Genomic DNA, 19944 nt, shown 5'->3' on the forward strand with positions numbered 1-19944 from the left:
TCAAGCAGATGGACAAGCGATGAACCTCACTCCGAGAGAAAAAGACAAGCTGTTGATTTCGATGGCGGCGATGGTGGCGCGGCGGCGGCTGGAGCGCGGCGTCAAGCTGAACTATCCCGAAGCGATCGCGCTGATCAGCGACTTCGTCGTCGAAGGCGCCCGCGACGGCCGTCCGGTTGCCGAACTGATGGAAGCCGGTGCCCATGTGATCGGCCGCGACCAGGTGATGGAGGGCATTGCCGAGATGATCCATGACGTGCAGGTGGAGGCAACGTTTCCCGATGGCACCAAGCTCGTCACCGTGCACGAACCAATCCGGTGAGGAGATAGGAATGTTGGAGCTCAGGCCCAATTGCGAATGCTGCGACAAAGATCTGTCGCCTGACAGCGCAGAGGCACGGATCTGCACCTATGAATGCACCTTCTGCGCCGATTGCGTGGACGCCGTGTTGAAGGGTGTCTGCCCGAACTGCAGTGGCAATCTCGTCGCGAGGCCTATTCGGCCGGTGGCGATGCTCGCCAAAAATCCGGCGTCGACGAAGCGTGTGCTGAAAGCCGAGGGCTGCGTGCCCAAGGCGGCTTAAGGAGGACGAGATGATTCCAGGCGAAATCATTGCCGCAAGCGGCGACATCGAACTGAATGCCGGCGCGCCGACGGTGACGCTGGAGGTTTCCAATACCGGCGACCGGCCGGTGCAGGTCGGCAGCCACTATCATTTCGCCGAGACCAATGCCGGGCTTTCCTTCGATCGCGCGGCAGCACATGGCAAGCGGCTCGATATTCCGGCGGGGACGGCGGTGCGCTTCGAACCGGGGCAGACGCGCTCGGTGACGCTGATCCCGCTTTCCGGCAAGCGCGAGGTCTACGGATTCCGTCAGCTGGTGATGGGCAAGCTTTAAGAACAATAGTCTGGAGAAACGCATGCGCTTGAATATCTGCCTCGTCGGGGCGGCGATGCTGCTGACGGCAGGTGCTGTCTCTGCTGAGGATATCGATTGCAACAGTCCCAAGACGCAATCGGACATGACTGCCTGCGAGTCGGGGCGCCATGAGGCCGCCGACAATGCGTTGAATGCGCAATATAAGAAGACCCGCGCCGCCCTGGCGGCGATCGACAAGGACCTGGATGGCGACAGGAAGGGCGCAGAGCAGGCGCTGGTCAAGGCGCAGCGCGCCTGGATCGATTATCGCGACGCCGAATGCGACGCCTTCGGCTTTCAGGCCCGCGGCGGCACGATGGAGCCGATGCTGGTCGCCGGGTGTCTCGCCAACATTACGGACAAACGCACGAAAGAGCTGAGAGAGCTCGAAGATACGATGAGCAACTAGGGTGATCAGGAAAATCATGATCGTCGGCAATGGCGACATTGAGCAGGGCGGGGCTGGCATCATCGATGCCGCCGATTTCGTCATCCGCTTCAATGATTGCCGCTCCTATGGCGCCGGCGGTAGCCGCACGGATGCCGTCGCGGTCTGCAATACCGGCAGGCCGGCAAAGGCGATGCTCGGTTCGCGTGAGTGGCGCGCCCATCCGGGCGTGGTGTCGGCTAGCGAAATCTGGAGTGTGCGCGACCCGGAAAAATTCGCTGCGATGCGGGCGCCGCTTGCCGTCTCGCATCCGGAACTCGACGATTTCTGTGACAACTATACGGGCGAGTTCAGTGTCTTCTGCGCCGATACCGGCAAGAAGCACGTCGTCATCGGCAAGGCGGTTCACGAGTCCGTGGATGCCTCGCTTTCGGCGTTTTCTCCGTCGCCCTATGTCGTGCCGAGCAGCGGTATGATCGTCATTGCCGAGGTGCTGAACACATACGCCGAGGCCGAGGTGACGCTTGCCGGCTTCGGCCACGTCGGCTGGGAATTGCACCCATTTGCGGCCGAACGACAGCTTGTCGATAGCCATATTGCCGCTGGCCGCCTCGCGCGGCTCGGCGGAGAAACACTCGTCTCTTCCTCCCAAGGAGCCTGATAGATGCCCTACAAGATCTCGCGCGCCGCCTATGCCGGCATGTTCGGACCGACCACCGGCGACAAGGTGCGCCTTGCCGATACGGAGCTCTTCATCGAGATCGAGAAGGATTTCACCACCTATGGCGAGGAGGTGAAGTTCGGCGGCGGCAAGGTGATCCGCGACGGCATGGGCCAGAGCCAGGTAACGCGGGCGGATGGTGCGGTCGATACCGTCATCACCAATGCGGTGATCGTTGATCATTCGGGCATCTACAAGGCCGATATCGGGCTCAAGGACGGGCGTATCGTCGCGATCGGCAAGGCCGGTAATCCCGACATGCAGCCGGGTGTAAACATCATCGTCGGTCCCGGCACGGAGGCGATCGCCGCCGAAGGCAAGATCGTCACCGCTGGAGGCATGGACAGCCATATCCATTTCATCGCGCCGCAGCAGATCGAGGAAGCGCTGATGAGCGGCATGACCTGCATGCTCGGCGGTGGCACGGGACCGGCGCACGGCACGCTCGCCACCACTTGCACGCCCGGTCCCTGGCACCTCGCGCGGATGATCGAAGCGGCCGACGCCTTTCCGATGAATCTTGCCTTTGCCGGCAAGGGCAATGCCTCGCTGCCGGGGGCGCTGACCGAAATGGTGCTGGCCGGCGCCACCTCGCTGAAGCTGCACGAGGATTGGGGCACGACACCAGGCGCCATCGACTGCTGCCTGTCGGTTGCCGATGAATACGACGTGCAGGTGATGATCCACACCGATACGCTGAACGAAAGCGGCTTCGTCGAGGATACGATCGGCGCCATCAAGGGCCGCACCATCCATGCCTTCCACACGGAAGGGGCGGGCGGCGGGCATGCGCCTGATATCATCAAGATCTGCGGCCAGCCGAATGTCATTCCGTCGTCGACCAATCCGACGCGTCCCTATACGGTCAACACGATCGCCGAGCATCTCGACATGCTGATGGTCTGCCACCATCTGTCGCCGTCGATCCCCGAAGATATCGCCTTTGCCGAAAGCCGGATCCGCAAGGAGACTATCGCCGCCGAAGACATCCTGCACGATATCGGCGCCTTCTCGATCATCTCGTCCGACAGCCAGGCCATGGGCCGCGTCGGCGAGGTGGCGATCCGCACCTGGCAGACGGCCGACAAGATGAAGCGCCAGCGCGGCCGACTGAAGGAGGAAAAAGGCGACAACGACAATTTCCGTGTCCGCCGCTATATCGCCAAATATACGATCAACCCGGCAATCGCCCATGGTCTCAGCCGTGAGATCGGCTCGGTCGAAGTCGGCAAGCGCGCCGACCTCGTGCTGTGGAACCCGGCCTTCTTCGGCGTGAAGCCCGATATGGTGCTGCTCGGAGGCTCGATCGCCGCCGCCCCGATGGGCGATCCGAACGCCTCGATCCCGACGCCGCAGCCGGTGCACTACCGGCCGATGTTTGCCTCCTATGGCAAGAGCCTCACCAATTCCTCCGTTACCTTCGTCAGCCAGGCCGCCCTCGACGGCGGCCTGAAGGGTCGGCTCGGTGTCGCCAAGGAACTGGTCGCGGTGAAGAATACGCGCGGCGGCATCTCCAAGGCATCGATGATCCACAACGACCTGACACCCGAGATCGAGGTCGATCCGGAGACCTATGAGGTCAGGGCGAACGGCGAATTGCTGACATGCGAGCCGGCGACGGTGCTGCCGATGGCGCAGCGCTATTTTCTGTTCTAGGCCTACGTCCGATGCGTGATGGACGGTTGCGATGAGGACAGGCATCCGCTGGTTGTTGCGGATCGTATTCCTGCTCGTGCTTTCGGCGGCCTGCGGGACCCTTATTCCCCGGCCGCTGATTGCGCCGGTCAAGGCGTCGTCTGCCGCAGTGACGCATCGGATCCTGCTGCTGTCGGGCCCGATCCATACCGATATTGCCATTCCGCTCGACGCGGAAACGCGGGCTGCCTTTTCCTTCCTTGACGATACCGGTTTTCCGCTCGGCCATCCGAATGCGGAGTGGCTCATTATCGGCTGGGGCGGTCGTGCCTTCTATCTGGAAACTCCCACTTGGGCGGAACTGAAGCCGCTGCCGATGTTGCGCGCGCTGACGATCGACCGTTCAGTGCTGCATGTGGACCTTGCCGGTCATATCACCGAGCCGCAGCCGACTGTTGCGGCATTCAATGTCAGTGACGATCAATTAGCGCAGCTGCGCAATTTTATCTCGGACAGCTTCGTGCGCGACGCGGGCGCGGTGGTGCCGATTCCGGATGCCGGTTACGGCGAGATCGACCGTTTCTTCGAGGCCAGGGGATACTTCAACGCTCTCTTCGGCTGCAACACCTGGAGCGCCGCCGCCCTGCGCTCGGCTGGGCTTCGAACCGGCTTATGGAGCCCGATTCCACAAGCATTGCGATTGTCAGTTTCTGTCTACAATTGAAGCAGCCCTAGAGCCAGTCCGCTCTTAAAGCGAATTGTGAATAGCGCTCTCCATATGGTTGTAAAAATCGATGGAAAAGCCGATGTTTTTCCCAGCTAAACCATTCTGGAACAGCTTCCCCGCACGGATCAATAAATCTCTTTTATATCAGTAATTTAAGTGTCTCTCTGCGCTGTTCGATTCAGAGATTGGAAAACTGCATCCCCTGCTAGAAAAGTTCTATCCACCGATTCGTCCGAAACCGTTCGAATCTTAACGAGTCGATTAAGACACCCGCAGCAATTGGACTCTTATCAATGCCTGGAAACGCCGAGCAGGAAGGTTGATTCTGATGAGAAACTGGATTTCGCTGCAGGCCGATTTTAGCGATCTTCAATACCGCAAGAACGTCTATGTCTTCGCCCTGAAGATGGCTTTTCTCGCCGTTATTCTCTCGGGAGTCATTATCGCATTGACGATGCCGTCGCTCGATCTTCTCGGGCTCCTGCCGGTGACGCTCGCCCATGCAATCGGCTTCGGCGCAATCTTTTCCTGGCTGATCGGCGGTACGGTTTCCGGCATGCTGTCGCTGTTTGCCGGCTTTGCCATGCGCGATCTCGCGCTCTCGCGGGCGGAATTCGAAAAGCTCAGCCGCACGGATACGCTTTCCGGACTGCTCAACCGGCGCGCCTTTACCGAGGCGCTTGAGAATACCGATGGCAACGCGTCGCTGGTGATTTTTGACGTCGACCGTTTCAAGACGATCAATGACCGCTTCGGCCATGGGTGTGGCGATGCCGTTATCATTGCCGTTTCGGCCATGCTCACATCCGCCTTCGATGAGATGTCCGTCGTCGCACGGCTGGGTGGGGAGGAGTTCGGCGTCATCGTCTCCGGGGAGCCGCTGGAGGCGCGGATGGAGCGCATCGAAGGTGTCCGGGCTCGGATCGCCGGCGGCGCCATCAGGGCCGAGGGGCACGATATCCGCATCACCGTTTCCGGCGGCGTTGCCGATCTGGTCGCCGAGCGCAACAAGCAGGCGGTCTATGCTTCCGCCGACCGGGCGCTCTATCTCGCCAAGGCGCTTGGGCGCAATCGCGTCGTACACGAACGGGAAGGTCTGCATCACGCCTGGCACGGGCTCGTCGATAACGGCGTCGATGGCGAGAACAAAGGACCGGAGAGCGACAATGTGATGCAGGCTTACGGAATATAAAAGCCAGGTCTGGAGCATGATGCCGAAAAGTGTTTGCGGTTTTCGGACGACATCATGTTCTATTTTTTGATTTAGACGAAAGGCCATTGGTGCTTGCATCGGGAAGAGCTATTTTGCATGGTCGTCCTCTCAGAAAAACGGACATGTCATGCAGCGCGTCACCTCCTATCTTCCCGCCGGAACCCCTTCCTCCCACCCAATCGCCCAGGTCAAGCTGCCGCATGATCTGCGCCATCTGCGCCGCAAGCTGCTGCATCTGGAAAATGGCGAGATGGTCATGCTCGATCTCAAGGATCCGGTGCTTTTCGCCAATGGCGACCTGCTGGTGCGCGACGACGGCGAACTGATCGAGATCCTCGCCGCCGACGAGAAGCTCTTCGAGGTTCGCGGACGCGACCGCACGCATCTGGTAGAGCTCGCCTGGCATCTCGGCAACCGGCATCTTGCCGCACAGATCGAGGAAGACCGAATCGTCATCCTCCGCGACCATGTCATCCGCACCATGCTGCAGGGCCTCGGCGCCGTCGTCCTCGAGATCGACGAGCCGTTCCAGCCGGCGCGCGGCGCCTATCATTCCCAAGGCGGGCATTCGCATGGGCATGATCACGATCACAATCATGACCACGGGCATGACCACGGGCATGATCATAATCACGGCCATGACCATGATCACGAACATGGCTACGAGCATGAGCATGAGCACCGCCACGATCGCGGTCATGATCATGACCACAAGCACGACTGAGCCTTGATGAACAGGGATCGTGAGCTGCAGGCATTGCTGCGCCTGACGGCATGGCTCTCACCGGCCTTTCCAATCGGTAGCTTTGCCTATTCGGGCGGGCTGGAGCGGGCGGTTGCCGACGGGCTTGTCACAGATGCTACCTCGCTTGTCGCCTGGACAGGCACGCTGATCGGCAACGGTTCGGTCTGGAACGATGCGGTGCTTCTGGCTGAAAGCCACAGGCGCCAAGCGGAAGCGGTGCGCCTTGCCGAGATGGCCGCGCTCGCCGAGGCGCTTGCCGGATCACGCGAGCGCCATCAGGAAACGATGCTGCTCGGCGAGGCTTTCCTCGCAGCGGCGCGGGCCTGGCCGGACGGGGTGTTCGAGCGGCTACCCGACAAGGTCGCTTATCCCATTGCGGTCGGGGCGGTAACGGGCGCCCATGGCATAGAGCCCGAGAAGGCACTCGCCGCGTTCCTGCATGCCTATGTCTCACAAGCGGTTTCATCAGGCATCCGCCTCGGTGTCGCCGGGCAGAGGGATGGCGTTACCGTGCTTGCCGGTCTCGAAGACCATATCACGGAGGTCGCCCGGCGGGCGGCAGCCTCGACGCTTGACGATCTGGGTTCGGCGACGGTGCAGGCCGATATTGCCAGCCTGCGCCACGAGACGCAGGCGACGCGGCTGTTCCGTTCGTGATCGTCCGAAATTATCGCTGCGGTCAGAGCAATTCCAGCAAAAGTGCGCAGCGGTTTTGCGTCCGGAATTGCGTGAAAACCAAGAGATAGAGCGCTTCCGTGATTCGAAGAAAAACAGGCGCTCTAAGTCATTTGACGGTGGCGCGGGCGGGTGGCTTCGTTATCATCGGGGTTCGATTGGAGTAAGGCATATGAAATCAAGAAACGGACCTTTGCGTGTCGGCATCGGCGGGCCGGTCGGCTCGGGCAAGACGGCGCTGACCGAAAAGCTCTGCAAGGCGATGCGCGACGACTATTCCGTCGCCGTTGTCACCAACGATATCTACACGACAGAGGATGCCGAGGCGCTGGTGCGGATGCAGGCATTGACTTCGGACCGCATCGTCGGCGTCGAGACGGGCGGCTGCCCGCATACCGCCATCCGCGAGGATGCTACGATCAATTTGCAGGCGATTGCTGGCCTCAACCAACGGATCCCTGATCTCGACGTCGTCTTCATCGAATCCGGTGGCGACAATCTGGCGGCGACCTTTTCGCCTGATCTTGCCGATATCACCATCTATGTCATCTCGGTTTGCCAGGGCGAGGAAATCCCGCGCAAGGGAGGCCCCGGCATCACTCGATCGGACCTGCTTGTCATCAACAAGAAGGATCTGGCGCCCTATGTCGGCGCTGATCTCGAGGTGATGGACCGGGATGCGACGCGCATGCGTGCTAGCCGCCCCTTCGTCTTCTCCGACATGAAGCGCGGCGACGGCGTCAGTTCGATCGTCAGCTTCCTCAGGGAGCAGGGCGGGCTCTAGAGCATTTCCGTTTTTCTCCGAATCACGGAAATGCTCTATCTCTTTGTTTTCACGCAATTCCGGACGCAAAACCGCTCCGCACTTTTGCTGGAATTGCTCTAAAGCGGGATGATTTTTGCGGTCAGACCTGCCGCAGCAGGTTGACGTCGCTGATGGCGATCGCCCGGCCGCGCACCGTGACACCTTTCATCTTCAGCGTCGAGAAGGCGCGCGAAAGCGCCTCCGGCGCGAGACCGAGCTTCCGGGCGAGCAGATTTTTCGGAAAGGGCAGCCGCAGCGAAGCGGTCGCGCCGTTCTCAACGCAATGGGTCAGCAGATAGTGCGCCACGCGCTGCGGCGCCGTCTGCATGCGGTCGCTTGCCAGGCATTCCATCGTGGAGATCAGATGCAGTGACAGGCTGCGCATGATCGCCTTGCCGATCCGCGGCCGTTCCTCGAGCAACAGACGAACCTCGGGAATGTGGAAGCATGCCAGCACGGCATGATCCATCGCCTGCGCGCCGGTGCGATAGGTTTCGTCGGCGTGGATCAGGCATTCGGCGAAGCTGTCACCGGGCTCGCAGATGCGGATATCGGCGTGCCTGCCGTCGCCGTTGTGGCGATAGAGCCTGACATAACCGCTGAGCACGCAATAGAAATAGGCCGCCTTGTCGCCCTCCTCGAAGAGAACGTCGTGCGGGTCGCAGAGGAGAATGGTGGCGCAGGCGCGCAGGACTTCAGTCTCGTCGTGGTCGAGCCCGGCCATGAAGTCAGCCTTGGCGAGGACAGCGGCCTCATGGCCGTTGAATGTCAGCGTTCTGTTCATCTCCCGGTCTCCTGATATGGCCGGTCTTTCAATTCCTTGTGGCTGCCGGGCAAAATACGGGAAGGAGACGATGGCGGAATTGATTTCGGTCAACGCTAAGAAATGAACAGCAAAAACGAAACGGGCCGGGAGATCGCTCCCGGCCCGTTCATTTCCTGGGTTTTGCTTATTCCGCCGCGAAGGGCGGCAGCCGCAGCACGTTGGTGTCGTTGCCCTTGGCGTTCTTGCGTTTGCTTTCCGGCTTTTCGATTGCGGTCAGGCGCTCCTCCAACGAATCGATCTCGCTGCGGTTCTCCCGGGTGACACGGGTGAGATCCTCGCGCGACAGCGGCAGTTCCTCGTTGTCCTTCCTGCCGACCAGGCGACCGAAAGCCCAACCAAGCAGGCGGGACAGATCGTCCATGATCAGGAAGAAGGAGGGCACGACGACGAGCGAGAGCACAGTCGAGACGATGATGCCGCCGATCACCGCGATCGCCATCGGCGCGCGGAACGAGCCGCCTTCGCCGACACCGAGCGCGGAAGGCAGCATGCCCGCCGACATGGCGATCGAGGTCATGATGATCGGCCGGGCGCGTTTGCGGCCGGCTTCGACCATGGCCTCGACGCGAGGCATGCCTTGATGACGCATCTCGATTGCGAAATCGACGAGCAGGATGGCGTTCTTGGTGACGACACCCATCAGCATCAGGATGCCGATCATGACAGGCATCGACAGCGGATTGCTGGTGAGGATCAGGCCGGCTGCGACGCCGCCAATGGCGAGCGGCAGTGAGAACAGGATGGTGAAGGGCTGGATCACGTCCTTGAAGAGCAGGATCAGCACCGTCAGCACCAGCAGCAGGCCCATCAACATGGCGTTGACGAAACTCTGCTGCATCTCGCTCTGCACCTTGGTGTCGCCGCTTTCGGCAAGGTGCACTGTGGCCGGGATATTGGCGTCATTGACGATCTGACGGAAGCGGGCCGAAGCCGTGTCGAGTGCTATGCCCTGCGGCAGGTCGGAACCGATCGAGACGACGCGGTAGCGGTTGTTGCGCTTGATCGAGCTTACCCCTTCCGAATAGTCGATATTGGCGACGCTCGCGAGCGGAACGGTGCCGCCGCTGGCGGTCTGGATCTTCAATGTCCGGATGGCCGCGAGATCGCGACGCATGTCGAGTGCGGCCTGAACGCGGATCGGGATCTGGCGATCGTCGAGCGAGATCTTGGCAAGGGCGGCATCGACATCGCCGATGGTGGCGACGCGGATCGTCTCGGAGATCTGCTGCGGCGTAATGCCGAGGCGGGCCGCCTCATCCATGCGCGGGTGAACCTGCAGTTCCGGGCGGGGAAGGGAGCCGTCGGCGCTGACATTGGCAAGCAACGGATCGGCGCGCAGCTTGGATTCCAGAATGCCGACGGCGTCGTTCAGGTCCTTGTCGCTCTTGGAAAGGAAGTTGAAGGAGAGGTCGCGTTCGCCGCGGTCATTGAGCTTCAGGATCCGGACGTCGGGAATATCGCGCAGCTTGGCGAAGACTTCCTTTTCGATATCCCACTGCGGGCGTTCTCGGCCGTGGACCTCCACCTTCGGCAGTTTCGGGCCAATGACGGGGATACGGCCGATCACGTCGTTGACCATCTTCTTGACCAGCGATTGGTCGAGCTTATCGAGTGCCAGCGTGATGGTCGCACGGCGCAGTTCGAGATCGCCCTTCGGCGATGCGCCACCGAGGACGAAGACGCTATCGACGCCGTTGATGTCCTTGACCCTGTCATAGATCGCATCCGTCGTCTTCTCGGTGTCGTCAAGGCGTGCATTGGGCGGCAGCTCGACGGAAAGAACGATGCGTGAGGCATCTTCCGGCGGCAGGAAGCTGCCGGGAACCTGCATCAGCAACAAAACGGAGCCGACCAGGAAAGCGAACGCGACAATCAGCGTCGCATAACGCGTGTACCAGCGTCCAGTCGTGCCACGGATGAGACGGGTGTATCCCCGCATCAGCAGGCCATCATTGTCGTGATGGTCTTCCATGGCGTCTTCGGCGCGCATCAGATAAGCGGCCATCATCGGGGTGATCAGTCGCGCGACCATCAGCGAGAAGAAGACGGAGAAGGCGACGGTCAGACCGAACTGGATGAAGTACTGGCCCGGAATGCCCGGCATGAAGGAAACGGGCACGAAAACGGCGATGATCGTGAAGGTGGTGGCGATGACGGCAAGGCCGATTTCATCAGCCGCCTCGATCGCCGCTCGATAGGGCGTCTTGCCCATCTTGATGTGGCGGGCGATGTTTTCGATTTCGACGATCGCATCGTCTACAAGGATACCGGTGGCGAGCGTCAGAGCGAGGAAGCTGACGAGGTTCAGTGAGAAACCCATCATGTCCATGATCCAGAAGGTCGGGATCGCGGACAAGGGGAGGGCGATTGCCGAAATCAGCGTCGCGCGCCAGTTCCTCAGGAACAGGAAGACGACGATGACGGCGAGCAGCGCGCCTTCGAGGAGCGTATGGATGGCGGCTTCGTAGTTGCCGTAGGTGAAATAGACCGAATCGTCGATCAGTTCGATCTTCACATTCGGATTTTCGGTCCGCACCTTGTCGAGGTTCTGCGCCACGGTTTCGGCGACGCTGACCTCGCTGGCGCCCTTGGAGCGGAAAACGCCGAAGGTAACGACTGGCGTATCGTTGAAGCGCGAGAAGGATTTCGGCTCCTCATAGGTGTCCTTGATGACGCCGAGATCGGATAGTTTGACGAAGCGGCCGTTCGGCAGGCCGATCGTCGTGTTGGCGAGGTCGGCGACGTTGCGGGCGTCGCCGAGAACACGGATCGCCTGTTCGCTTCCGGCCACCTGGCCGCGGCCTGACCCGAGGTCGATGTTGGTGCCGCGCAGCTGCTGGTTCACGCTCGCGGCGGTGATGCCGTAGGCATTGAGTTTGTCAGGGGTGAGTTCGATCCGCACTTCGCGCTCGGCGCCGCCGTAACGGTCGACACGGCCGATGCCGGCTTGGCCCTGCAGCGAACGCTTGATCGTATCGTCGACGAACCACGAAAGTTCTTCCAGCGACATGGCAGGCGAGGAAACGGCGAAGGTCTGGATCGCCTGTCCCTCGACATCGACCTTGGAGACGATTGGTGCTTCGGCCGTAGTCGGCAGATCGCTGCGGATGCGGTCGATAGCATCCTTGGTGTCCTGCACGGCTTGTTCGGTCGGCACTTCCATCCGGAACATGACGACGGTCTGCGAGCTGCCGTCGGTCACCGTCGACTGGATTTCGTCGATGCCGGTGATGGAGGCCACCGCGTCTTCGATCTCCTTCGTCACCTGCATTTCGAGCTCGGCCGGCGAAGCGCCGCTCTGCGTCACGTTGATCGAAACGAGCGGCACGTCGATGTTCGGAAAGCGCGTGATCGGCAGCGCGTTGAAGGACTGCATGCCGATGAACACCAACAGGCAGAAGGCCAGCAGTGGTGCAATGGGATTTCGGATGGACCAGGCTGAAAAATTCATCGGATGGTCTCTTTAGTTGGAAGCCGGGGGCTGTTCACGCACCGGCGTGATGTGGTCGCCGTCGCGAACGTAAGCGCCCGCCTTGGCCACGACCTCGTCGCCGGTCTTCAATCCATCGATGACCTCGACATAGGCGCCGTCCTGGATGCCGGTCTCGATCTTGGCGAATTTCACCACGCCGTCCTCGACTTTGCGGGCGGAGGAGCCTTCATTGCCGGTGAGCACCGCGGTCAGGGGAAGCGCTACGCCTTCAGTCTCGCGCACGATGATCTCGGCGCTGCCATACATGCCGGAACGCGCCTTGCTGTCATCGTCGATGGAGATATGGACGAGGCCAAGGCGGGTGACCGGATCGACGGTGGGCGAAACCAGGCGTACGGCACCGGAAAGCTTCTCACGGCTGCCGGAAAGCGAAATCGCTGCCTTTTGGCCGGCCATGATCCTGACGACATCGCTTTCGGCGACCTCAGCGACAAGCTCGATATCGCCGTCGCGGATGATGGTGAACAGCGGATCGCCATTGCCGGCGGCAATGGCGCCGACCTTGGCGTTCTTCGCCGAGACCGTGCCGGCGACCGGTGTCTTCACATCGGTGCGCGCCAGCTTCAAATCCGCATCGGCGATCTGGCTGTCGAAGACCTTGAGATCGGCTTCGGACACCTCGATCGCCTGTTCGGCGGAGACAACGCGGGCATTGGCTGCGGCGGCAGTCGCATCGGCCTGTTCGACCTGGGCGGTGGAAACCGTGCCCTTCTTGACCATTTCCTGGGCGCGGGCCTGCTGCTGCCTTGCCTGTTCGGCATTGGCCTGCGCCTCGATGAGCTGGGCGCGCAGCTGGGCGAGGCTTGCCTCGCCCTTGGCCTTCGTCGCCATCATCTGGCTCTTTTCCAGGACCACTGCGTCATCGTTGAGCGTCGCCAGCGTGCTCTCGGCCTGAACCTTGTCGCCGATATCGGCTTTCAACGTGCGGATAGAGAGGCCCTCGACCTGAGGCTGGATATAGACTTCCTCGACGGGCTTGACCGTTCCGGTGCCGATGACACGGTCGACGAGGGTGCGGCTCACCGCCGTGGTGACGACGATCGCCGGCAGGTTCTGCTGCGGTTTTGCGACCGGCGTTTCCTGCGAAAATGCGGTGGATGCAGCAAGTGCCGCTGCAAAAAGAGTAGAGGCGCCTAGAATTCCAATCGGCTTGCGTGCCATGCGTCGTCGTCCAATCTTATGATAAGGTTGGCCGAACTCGAGCGTCTGCCACTCAGCGCGCGATCAGGCCACTGCCCTTCCTGCATTCTCAGAGGTATCCGCCGATCCTTTGCCGTCTTCATCCCTCGCCGGCAAATTCGGCTTGTAGGTGGTATCGATTTGCTCGATCTACAAGTCCGGCAGAAAACAATTCCCCTTTAGGCAATAATAATTACCATTCCGACGTCAATCAATCACCGCAAGGTTATGTCAACATTACGAAGATTGATCGCGCTCATCCCTAAGACGTTTGACGCCCGATAAATGCGACAGTTGCAAGGCATTTTTTTCGGTTGCTGGATGCAGATGATTTAGGCCGACTGACTGGAAATCTGAATCAGCATCCAAATCAAATAGATAGAGAATGTCGTCCGAATACCGCGGACAGTTTTTGGCATCATGCTCTAGAAAAAGACGAAACGCGCGGGAAATCTCCCGCGCGTTTCGCTTCGCAATCCTGCCGAAACTACTTGGAAGCGGCGTCGGTGATATCATGCGTCCAGGCGCCCGACGGCTCCTTGCTGATGATCTTCTGGTCGAGCAGCGCCTTTGCCGTGCGAGCATAAAGCGCCTCGTCCAGCTTGCCGGAGCTGTCGCCGACCAGCTTGGCGACTTCGCCCATCATGCGCTTCTGATGGTTGTCGTCCTGGCCGCCATTGTCCATGACGATCTCGGCGGCTTCGTCGGGATTCTCGGTGGCATATTTCCAGCCCTTCATCGAAGCGCGGACGAACTTGACCATCTTCTCCTTGAAGGCCGGGTCTTTCAGCTTGTCTTCCATCGCATAGAGGCCGTCTTCGAGAAGGTCGTTGCCCATTTCCGTGTAGTTGAAGACCGTCAGTTCTTCCGGCTTGAAGCCGGCATCGATCGCCTGCCAGTATTCGTTATAGGTCATGACAGAGATGCAGTCGGCCTGCTTCTGGACAAGCGGCTGCACATCGAAGCTCTGCTTCAACACGGTGACGCCGTTCGGACCGCCTTCTGTGGATAGGCCGAGCTTGTTCATCCAGGCGAAGAAGGGATACTCGTTGCCGAAGAACCAGACGCCGAGCGTGTGGCCCTTGAAGTCGGCTTCGGTCTTGATCGGGCCGTCCTTGCGGCAGACCATTTCCAGGCCCGCTTTCTGGTAGGGCTGGGCGATGTTGACGAGCGGAACGCCCTTTTCGCGGGCAACCAGGGCGCCACCCATCCAGTCGACGATGACATCGGCGCCGCCGCCGGCGATCACCTGCTCGGGGGCGATATCGGGGCCGCCCGGCTTGATCTCGACGTCGAGGCCTTCTTCCTTATAGAAGCCCTTGTCCTTGGCGACGTAATAACCGCCGAACTGGCTCTGCGTGACCCATTTCAGCTGCAGCACCACCTTGTCGGCGGCCATCGCATGGGCCGATGCAAGCGACATCGCGCTCGCCATCATTGCAACCATCAACTTTCTCATTTTCTTATCCTTACCCTCTGAAGTTATGCCCGGACCCGTTTCTGGAGCCCGCGCGCGCCTAGCCACCACGGATAGACGGATGCCAGAACGTCACCGCCCGTTCGGTCAGGGCGATGATGCCATAGAAGATCGAGCCGGCCAGCGCCGCGACGGCGATTTCCGCCCAGACCATGTCGACATTCATGCGGCCGATCTCGGTGGAGATACGGAAGCCCATGCCGACGATCGGCGTCCCGAAGAATTCCGCAACGATGGCACCAATCAGCGCCAGCGTCGAGTTGATCTTCAGTGCATTGAAAATGAAGGGCATTGCCGCGGGAAGCCTGAGTTTCAGCAGCGTCTGCCAATAGCCGGAGGCATAGGTGCGCATCAGGTCGCGCTCCATGCTGCCGGAGGCGGCAAGGCCGGCGACGGTATTCACCAGCATCGGGAAGAAGGTCATGATGATGACGACGGCGGCCTTCGACGGCCAGTCGAAGCCGAACCACATGACCATGACAGGGGCGACGCCGATGATTGGCAGGGCCGAAACCATGTTGCCGATCGGCAGAAGGCCGCGGCGCAGGAAGGCGATGCGGTCGGCGAGCACCGCGACGACGAAGCCACTGAGGCAGCCGACGGTATAACCGATCAGCACCGCCTTGAAGATCGTCTGCCTGACGTCCGCGCCGAGGATGGGCAGCGACGCCATGAACCGCGCGCCGATGGCGCTCGGCGGCGGCAGCAGGATGAAGGGGACGCCAGCGCCGCGCGTGACCGCTTCCCAGAGAATGAGGATCCAGGCGCCGAAGATCGCCGGGATCAGGAGCTGGAGTACCGACTTGCCGAAAGTCGTGACGGGCTGCAGTTTCGACAGTTCGCTGACGCATCGCCAGGCAAGCAGCCAGCAGGCAAAGAGCAGCAGGAAGAAAGCCCGCGTCGCCGTGCCCTCGTTGCCGGAAAGAGCCGAAAGCAGCATCCAGGCGGCGCCATGCGCGCCGATAAACAGCACGGTGGCCCGATAGGCCGGCGGCTGCGGTGCGAATGACAGCAGGGCAGCCGCGATGACGATGGTGAAAATGAGGCTTGCCGTGCCGTCGGTGAGGGCGCGCGCCGCGCCCTCGGCCAGGAGCGGCAGGGCCGTCAGCGCCCCGACGCAGAGGAGGAGGGCGACCACACCTTGCCAGGAGAAGGTCAGATGTCTCATGCCGGCCTCCCGCCCATGGCGCGATCGACGATCTTCGCCGCAACGCCGACGATCGCAACCAGGATGCCCGCCAGCAGCGATCCGGCGACGAGGGCGGCCCAGATATCGATAGTCTGGCTGTAATAGGAGCCGGCGAGTAGCTTCGAGCCGATGCCGGCGACAGCACCCGTCGGCAGCTCGCCGACGATGGCGCCGACAAGGCTGGCTGCGATCGCGACCTTCATCGAGGTGAAGAGGAAAGGGATCGAGGCTGGAACGCGCAGCTTCCAGAACGTCTGCATCGGGCTGGCATAATAGGTGCGCATCAGGTCGAGATGCATGATTTCGGGCGAACGCAGCCCCTTCACCATGCCGACGGCGACCGGAAAGAAGGAGAGGTAGGTGGAGATCAGCGCCTTGGAGACGAGGCGGGAGGCGTCGGAATCGAGGTTCAACAGATGCGCAACGGCATTGTCGCCGGTCAGTACGTTGTAGGAGATGATGACGATCATCGGCGCGATGGCGAGGATCGGTATGGTCTGGCTCGCCACCAGCCAGGGCATCAGCGAGCGGTCCATGGCGCGGTTGTGGACGATCAGCACGGCGAGGAGGATGCCGAGCAGCATACCGAAGCCGAAGCCGAGCAGGGTGGAGGAGAGCGTTACCCAGCTGTGATAGACGAGGCTGCGATTGCTCGAAAGGCTGCGCAGAAAGGTGTTCTCGTAGACGTTCTGCGCCACCTGATGCGGCGCCGGCAGGATCGGCTTCGGCTGCGCCAGCGTCTTGCCGATGAATTCGAAGGTCGTAGGTGTAACGCCGGCGCGGCCGTCCATGTCGCGCTGGAACGGCGCGTTCATCAGGATGGCGGCGATATACCAGATGACGACGAGGGCGAGCAGGATTGTGGTGACGGGGACGATCTTGTCCTTGAAGGTGTCGGGTATCACTGCGACTGCCCCCATTTGTTGGCGTCGAACGCGCGGCAACCCCCCTCTGCCCTGCCGGGCATCTCCCCCACAAGGGGGGAGATCGGCAGGAGGATAGCGCCTCGCTCCCAGTTGGCTCTATAGCGAACGGAACGGCGATGCTTGTTTGGGGAAGCCGGCGCGGCATATCGATCTCCCCCCTTGTGGGAGAGATGCCCGGCAGGGCAGAGGGGGGTGCTCCCAGGGTGCACGCTCCCGCTCCTCATGCGTGCCCCGTCCTCAGCCCGTCGCGGACGCGATGGGCGATTTCCAGGAACTCGGGGGTTTCGCGGATGTCGAGCGGGCGTTCGGCCGGCAGGGTCGAGTCGATCACATCGGTCACGCGGCCCGGGCGGGGAGACATCACCACGATCTTGGTCGAGAGGTAGACTGCCTCGGGGATGGAATGGGTGACGAAGCAGATCGTCTTGTTGGTGCGGGTCCAGAGTTTCAGCAGCTCTTCGTTCAGATGGTCGCGGACGATCTCGTCCAGGGCGCCGAAGGGCTCATCCATCAGCAGCAGGTCGGCGTCGAAGGCGAGCGCACGGGCGATCGAGGCGCGCTGCTGCATGCCGCCGGAAAGCTGCCAGGGGAATTTCTTCTCGAAGCCCGAAAGACTGACGAGATCGAGCGCTTCGGCGATGCGCCGCGTCCGCTCGGCGCCGGAATAGCCCATGATCTCCAAGGGCAGGGCGATGTTGTTTTCGATGGTGCGCCAGGGATAGAGCGCCGGCGCCTGGAAGACATAGCCGTAGGCGCGGGCCTTGCGAGCCTCTTCCGGTGTCATGCCATTGATCGAGATCTCGCCTGAGGTGCTCTTCTCGAGATCGGCGATGACACGCAGGAAAGTGGTCTTGCCGCAGCCCGACGGGCCGATGAAAGAGACGAAATCGCCCTTGCGGACATCGAGATTGACATTGCTCAGTGCACTCACCGGGCCGTCATTCGCCTGGTAGGTGAGACAGAGATCCTTGGCGGATACGACGGAGGGTGCTTGCATCAATGCGACCAGTCTTGTTTTCGCCGCGGGAACGCGGTTTGCGTGCTATCATTACCGCCGGTTTTATCGACGACACACTCCATGGAGGATGAGGATGGACGTGACATCAAAGCCCACCTGCCACATCGTTCGCCCCAATCATGCCTATGACGGCAAGCAGGGGCTCAGCTATTTCCAAGGGGTCGCGGCCGAGACGGTCGGCGCCAAGGGCATCTGCATGCACCTCCTGACGATCCCGCCGGGCGTACGCGCCAAGGCGCATCTGCACGAGGCGCACGAGACGGCGATCTACATGCTCTCCGGCGAGGCCCACACATGGTACGGAGATCGGCTCGAGCATCACGTCATCGTCCATGCCGGCGAACTTTTCTATATCCCGGCCGGCGTGCCGCACTTGCCGGCAAACCTCAGCAGCACGCCGTGCACGGCGATCATCGCCCGCACCGATCCGAACGAGCAGGAAAGCGTCGTGCTTCTGCCGGAGTTGGACGCTTTGGTGCCGGCGTGAGGTCATTGGCATAGAGGCAGCGGTCTCCGGTTGATGGCCGTATCGTCATGCGCCATCGTCATACGCCGCTTGCCGGAATGCCGCTCCGCGTCACCTTGCGCGGCGCGGTGATATCCTTCCACTGGGAAAGCGCCTTGCTGACAGCCGTGACCGGCTCGCGCCTGACGAATTCGCCGTGGCCCTCGCGGGTCTTGATCGCGCCTTCCTCGATTGCCACGACGCCGCGTGTCAGCGTGTAGCGGGGCAGGCCGATCACTTCCTTGCCTTCGAAGACGTTGTAGTCGATCGCCGACTGCTGGGCCCTGGACGAGATGGTCTTGGAACGTTGCGGGTCCCAGACGACGATGTCGGCATCAGCGCCGACAAGGATCGCGCCCTTCTTCGGATAGATGTTGAGGATCTTGGCGATGTTGGTCGAGGTGACGGCGACGAATTCGTTCATCGTCAGCCGCCCGGTATTGACGCCATGGGTCCAGAGCATCGGCATACGGTCTTCGAGGCCGCCGGTGCCGTTCGGGATCTTGGTGAAATCACTGATACCAAAACGCTTCTGCGCCGTGGTGAAGGCGCAATGGTCAGTGGCGACGACCTGCAGCGAGCCGGAGGCAAGGCCCGCCCAGAGTGAGTCCTGATGCTGCTTGTTGCGGAAGGGCGGCGACATCACCCGGCGGGCGGCATGATCCCAGTCGGGATTGGAATATTCGCTTTCGTCGAGCGTCAGGTGCTGGATCAGCGGTTCGCCATAGACGCGCATGCCCTTGGCACGGGCGCGGCGGATCGCTTCGTGCGCCTGTTCGCAGGAGGTGTGGACGATATAGACCGGGCAGCCGGCCATGTCGGCGATCATGATGGCGCGATTGGTGGCCTCGCCCTCCACCTCGGCCGGGCGGGAATAGGCGTGCGCCTCGGGGCCGTTATTGCCCTCGGCCAACAGCTTTGCCGACATCGAGGCGACGACGTCGCCGTTTTCGGCGTGCACCAGCGGCAGGGCGCCGAGGTCGGCGCAGCGCTGGAAGGAGGCGAACATTTCGTCATCGTCGACCATCAGCGCGCCTTTATAGGCCATGAAGTGCTTGAAGGTGTTGATGCCCTTGTCACGGACGATGGTCTCCATCTCCTTGAAGACCTGCTCGCTCCACCAGGTGACCGCCATGTGGAAGGAATAATCGCAATTGGCGCGGGTCGATTTGTTGTCCCACATGGTCAGCGCCTCGAGCAGCGACTGGCCAGGGGCGGGCAGGGCGAAATCGACCACCATCGTCGTGCCGCCGGAAAGGGCGGCGCGTGTGCCGCTCTCGAAATCGTCGGAAGAATAGGTGCCCATGAAAGGCATTTCGAGATGGGTGTGCGGATCGATGCCGCCCGGCATGACATAACAGCCGGTCGCATCCAGCGTCTCGTCGCCCGAGAGGTTCGGACCAATCTCGATGATCTTGCCGCCGTCGGTTTTCACGTCAGCCTTATAGGTCAGGTCGGCGGTGACGATGGTGCCGTTCTTGATGACTGTGGTATTCATAAT

20 protein-coding genes are annotated in these 19944 nt (G+C 61.3%); 12 read left to right on the forward strand and 8 right to left on the reverse strand.

What is annotated here, in order from left to right; all coding sequences use genetic code 11:
* The first annotated feature begins 19 nt into the window (after positions 1–19).
* The 11 genes from HX899_RS00650 (at position 20) to ureG (ending at position 7809) form a co-directional block, all read left to right on the forward strand.
* Positions 20–322 (forward strand): urease subunit gamma, encoded by a 303-nt coding sequence (locus HX899_RS00650; protein WP_003561955.1) that lies wholly within the window; start codon positions 20–22, stop codon positions 320–322.
* 10 nt (positions 323–332) lie between these two features.
* A complete protein-coding gene (locus HX899_RS00655) occupies positions 333–584 on the forward strand; it encodes a DUF1272 domain-containing protein (protein ID WP_181291423.1) in 252 nt (83 codons plus the stop codon).
* 10 nt (positions 585–594) lie between these two features.
* Complete coding sequence (locus tag HX899_RS00660; protein ID WP_003542314.1) at positions 595–900, forward strand: urease subunit beta; 306 nt, start codon at positions 595–597, stop codon at positions 898–900.
* A 22-nt stretch (positions 901–922) separates the two neighbouring features.
* Complete coding sequence (locus HX899_RS00665) at positions 923–1330, forward strand: lysozyme inhibitor LprI family protein (protein ID WP_181291424.1); 408 nt, start codon at positions 923–925, stop codon at positions 1328–1330.
* Between the two features lie 16 nt (positions 1331–1346).
* Entirely contained in the window at positions 1347–1970 is a 624-nt protein-coding gene (locus HX899_RS00670; RefSeq protein WP_171598590.1) for a Urease operon accessory protein, read from the forward strand.
* 3 nt (positions 1971–1973) lie between these two features.
* Positions 1974–3686 carry an urease subunit alpha gene (gene ureC, locus HX899_RS00675; RefSeq protein WP_020051336.1) on the forward strand — a complete coding sequence of 571 codons (1713 nt, stop codon included), beginning with the start codon at positions 1974–1976 and terminating at the stop codon, positions 3684–3686.
* Positions 3687–3717: 31 nt separating this feature from the next.
* A complete protein-coding gene (locus HX899_RS00680) occupies positions 3718–4389 on the forward strand; it encodes a TIGR02117 family protein (protein ID WP_181291425.1) in 672 nt (223 codons plus the stop codon).
* Between the two features lie 331 nt (positions 4390–4720).
* Positions 4721–5584 carry a GGDEF domain-containing protein gene (locus HX899_RS00685; RefSeq protein WP_181291426.1) on the forward strand — a complete coding sequence of 288 codons (864 nt, stop codon included), beginning with the start codon at positions 4721–4723 and terminating at the stop codon, positions 5582–5584.
* Between the two features lie 148 nt (positions 5585–5732).
* A complete protein-coding gene (gene ureE / locus HX899_RS00690; RefSeq protein ID WP_171598529.1) occupies positions 5733–6329 on the forward strand; it encodes an urease accessory protein UreE in 597 nt (198 codons plus the stop codon).
* Positions 6330–6335: 6 nt separating this feature from the next.
* Complete coding sequence (locus tag HX899_RS00695; protein ID WP_181291427.1) at positions 6336–7007, forward strand: urease accessory protein UreF; 672 nt, start codon at positions 6336–6338, stop codon at positions 7005–7007.
* A 190-nt stretch (positions 7008–7197) separates the two neighbouring features.
* Positions 7198–7809, forward strand: a complete 612-nt coding sequence (ureG, locus tag HX899_RS00700; RefSeq protein WP_003542294.1) for an urease accessory protein UreG — start codon at positions 7198–7200, stop codon at positions 7807–7809.
* A gap of 121 nt (positions 7810–7930) precedes the next feature.
* On the opposite strand, the gene HX899_RS00705 is transcribed toward ureG, so the two are convergent.
* The 7 genes from HX899_RS00705 to HX899_RS00735 all read right to left on the reverse strand — a co-directional run bounded on the left by HX899_RS00705 (position 7931) and on the right by HX899_RS00735 (position 17917).
* Positions 7931–8614 carry a Crp/Fnr family transcriptional regulator gene (locus tag HX899_RS00705; protein ID WP_181291428.1) on the reverse strand — a complete coding sequence of 228 codons (684 nt, stop codon included), beginning with the start codon at positions 8612–8614 and terminating at the stop codon, positions 7931–7933.
* 166 nt (positions 8615–8780) lie between these two features.
* Complete coding sequence (locus tag HX899_RS00710; RefSeq protein WP_181291429.1) at positions 8781–12107, reverse strand: efflux RND transporter permease subunit; 3327 nt, start codon at positions 12105–12107, stop codon at positions 8781–8783.
* A gap of 12 nt (positions 12108–12119) precedes the next feature.
* Positions 12120–13310 carry an efflux RND transporter periplasmic adaptor subunit gene (locus tag HX899_RS00715; protein ID WP_181291430.1) on the reverse strand — a complete coding sequence of 397 codons (1191 nt, stop codon included), beginning with the start codon at positions 13308–13310 and terminating at the stop codon, positions 12120–12122.
* Positions 13311–13815: 505 nt separating this feature from the next.
* Positions 13816–14787: an ABC transporter substrate-binding protein gene (locus tag HX899_RS00720; RefSeq protein WP_003542286.1), complete on the reverse strand. Its 972-nt coding sequence runs from the start codon at positions 14785–14787 to the stop codon at positions 13816–13818.
* A 58-nt stretch (positions 14788–14845) separates the two neighbouring features.
* Positions 14846–15973 carry an ABC transporter permease gene (locus tag HX899_RS00725; RefSeq protein ID WP_138330218.1) on the reverse strand — a complete coding sequence of 376 codons (1128 nt, stop codon included), beginning with the start codon at positions 15971–15973 and terminating at the stop codon, positions 14846–14848.
* Positions 15970–16899, reverse strand: a complete 930-nt coding sequence (locus tag HX899_RS00730; RefSeq protein WP_138330670.1) for an ABC transporter permease — start codon at positions 16897–16899, stop codon at positions 15970–15972. The genes HX899_RS00725 and HX899_RS00730 overlap by 4 nt, the downstream gene beginning before the upstream one ends.
* Positions 16900–17140: 241 nt before the next feature.
* The gene (locus HX899_RS00735; RefSeq protein WP_181291431.1) at positions 17141–17917 is read right to left on the reverse strand and encodes an ABC transporter ATP-binding protein; all 777 of its coding nucleotides are present in this window, start codon (positions 17915–17917) and stop codon (positions 17141–17143) included.
* Between the two features lie 94 nt (positions 17918–18011).
* Between HX899_RS00735 and HX899_RS00740 the strand changes: the two genes are divergently transcribed.
* Entirely contained in the window at positions 18012–18425 is a 414-nt protein-coding gene (locus tag HX899_RS00740; protein WP_003542280.1) for a cupin domain-containing protein, read from the forward strand.
* Positions 18426–18483: 58 nt separating this feature from the next.
* On the opposite strand, the gene hydA is transcribed toward HX899_RS00740, so the two are convergent.
* Positions 18484–19941, reverse strand: coding sequence for a dihydropyrimidinase (gene hydA / locus HX899_RS00745; RefSeq protein ID WP_181291432.1), 1458 nt, complete (start codon positions 19939–19941; stop codon positions 18484–18486).
* Between the last annotated feature and the right edge of the window lie 3 nt (positions 19942–19944).

Origin of the sequence: Rhizobium sp. WYCCWR 11146 (genome assembly GCF_013591995.1) — a bacterium.
GTDB classification, from domain to species: Bacteria; Pseudomonadota; Alphaproteobacteria; order Rhizobiales; family Rhizobiaceae; genus Rhizobium; species Rhizobium indicum.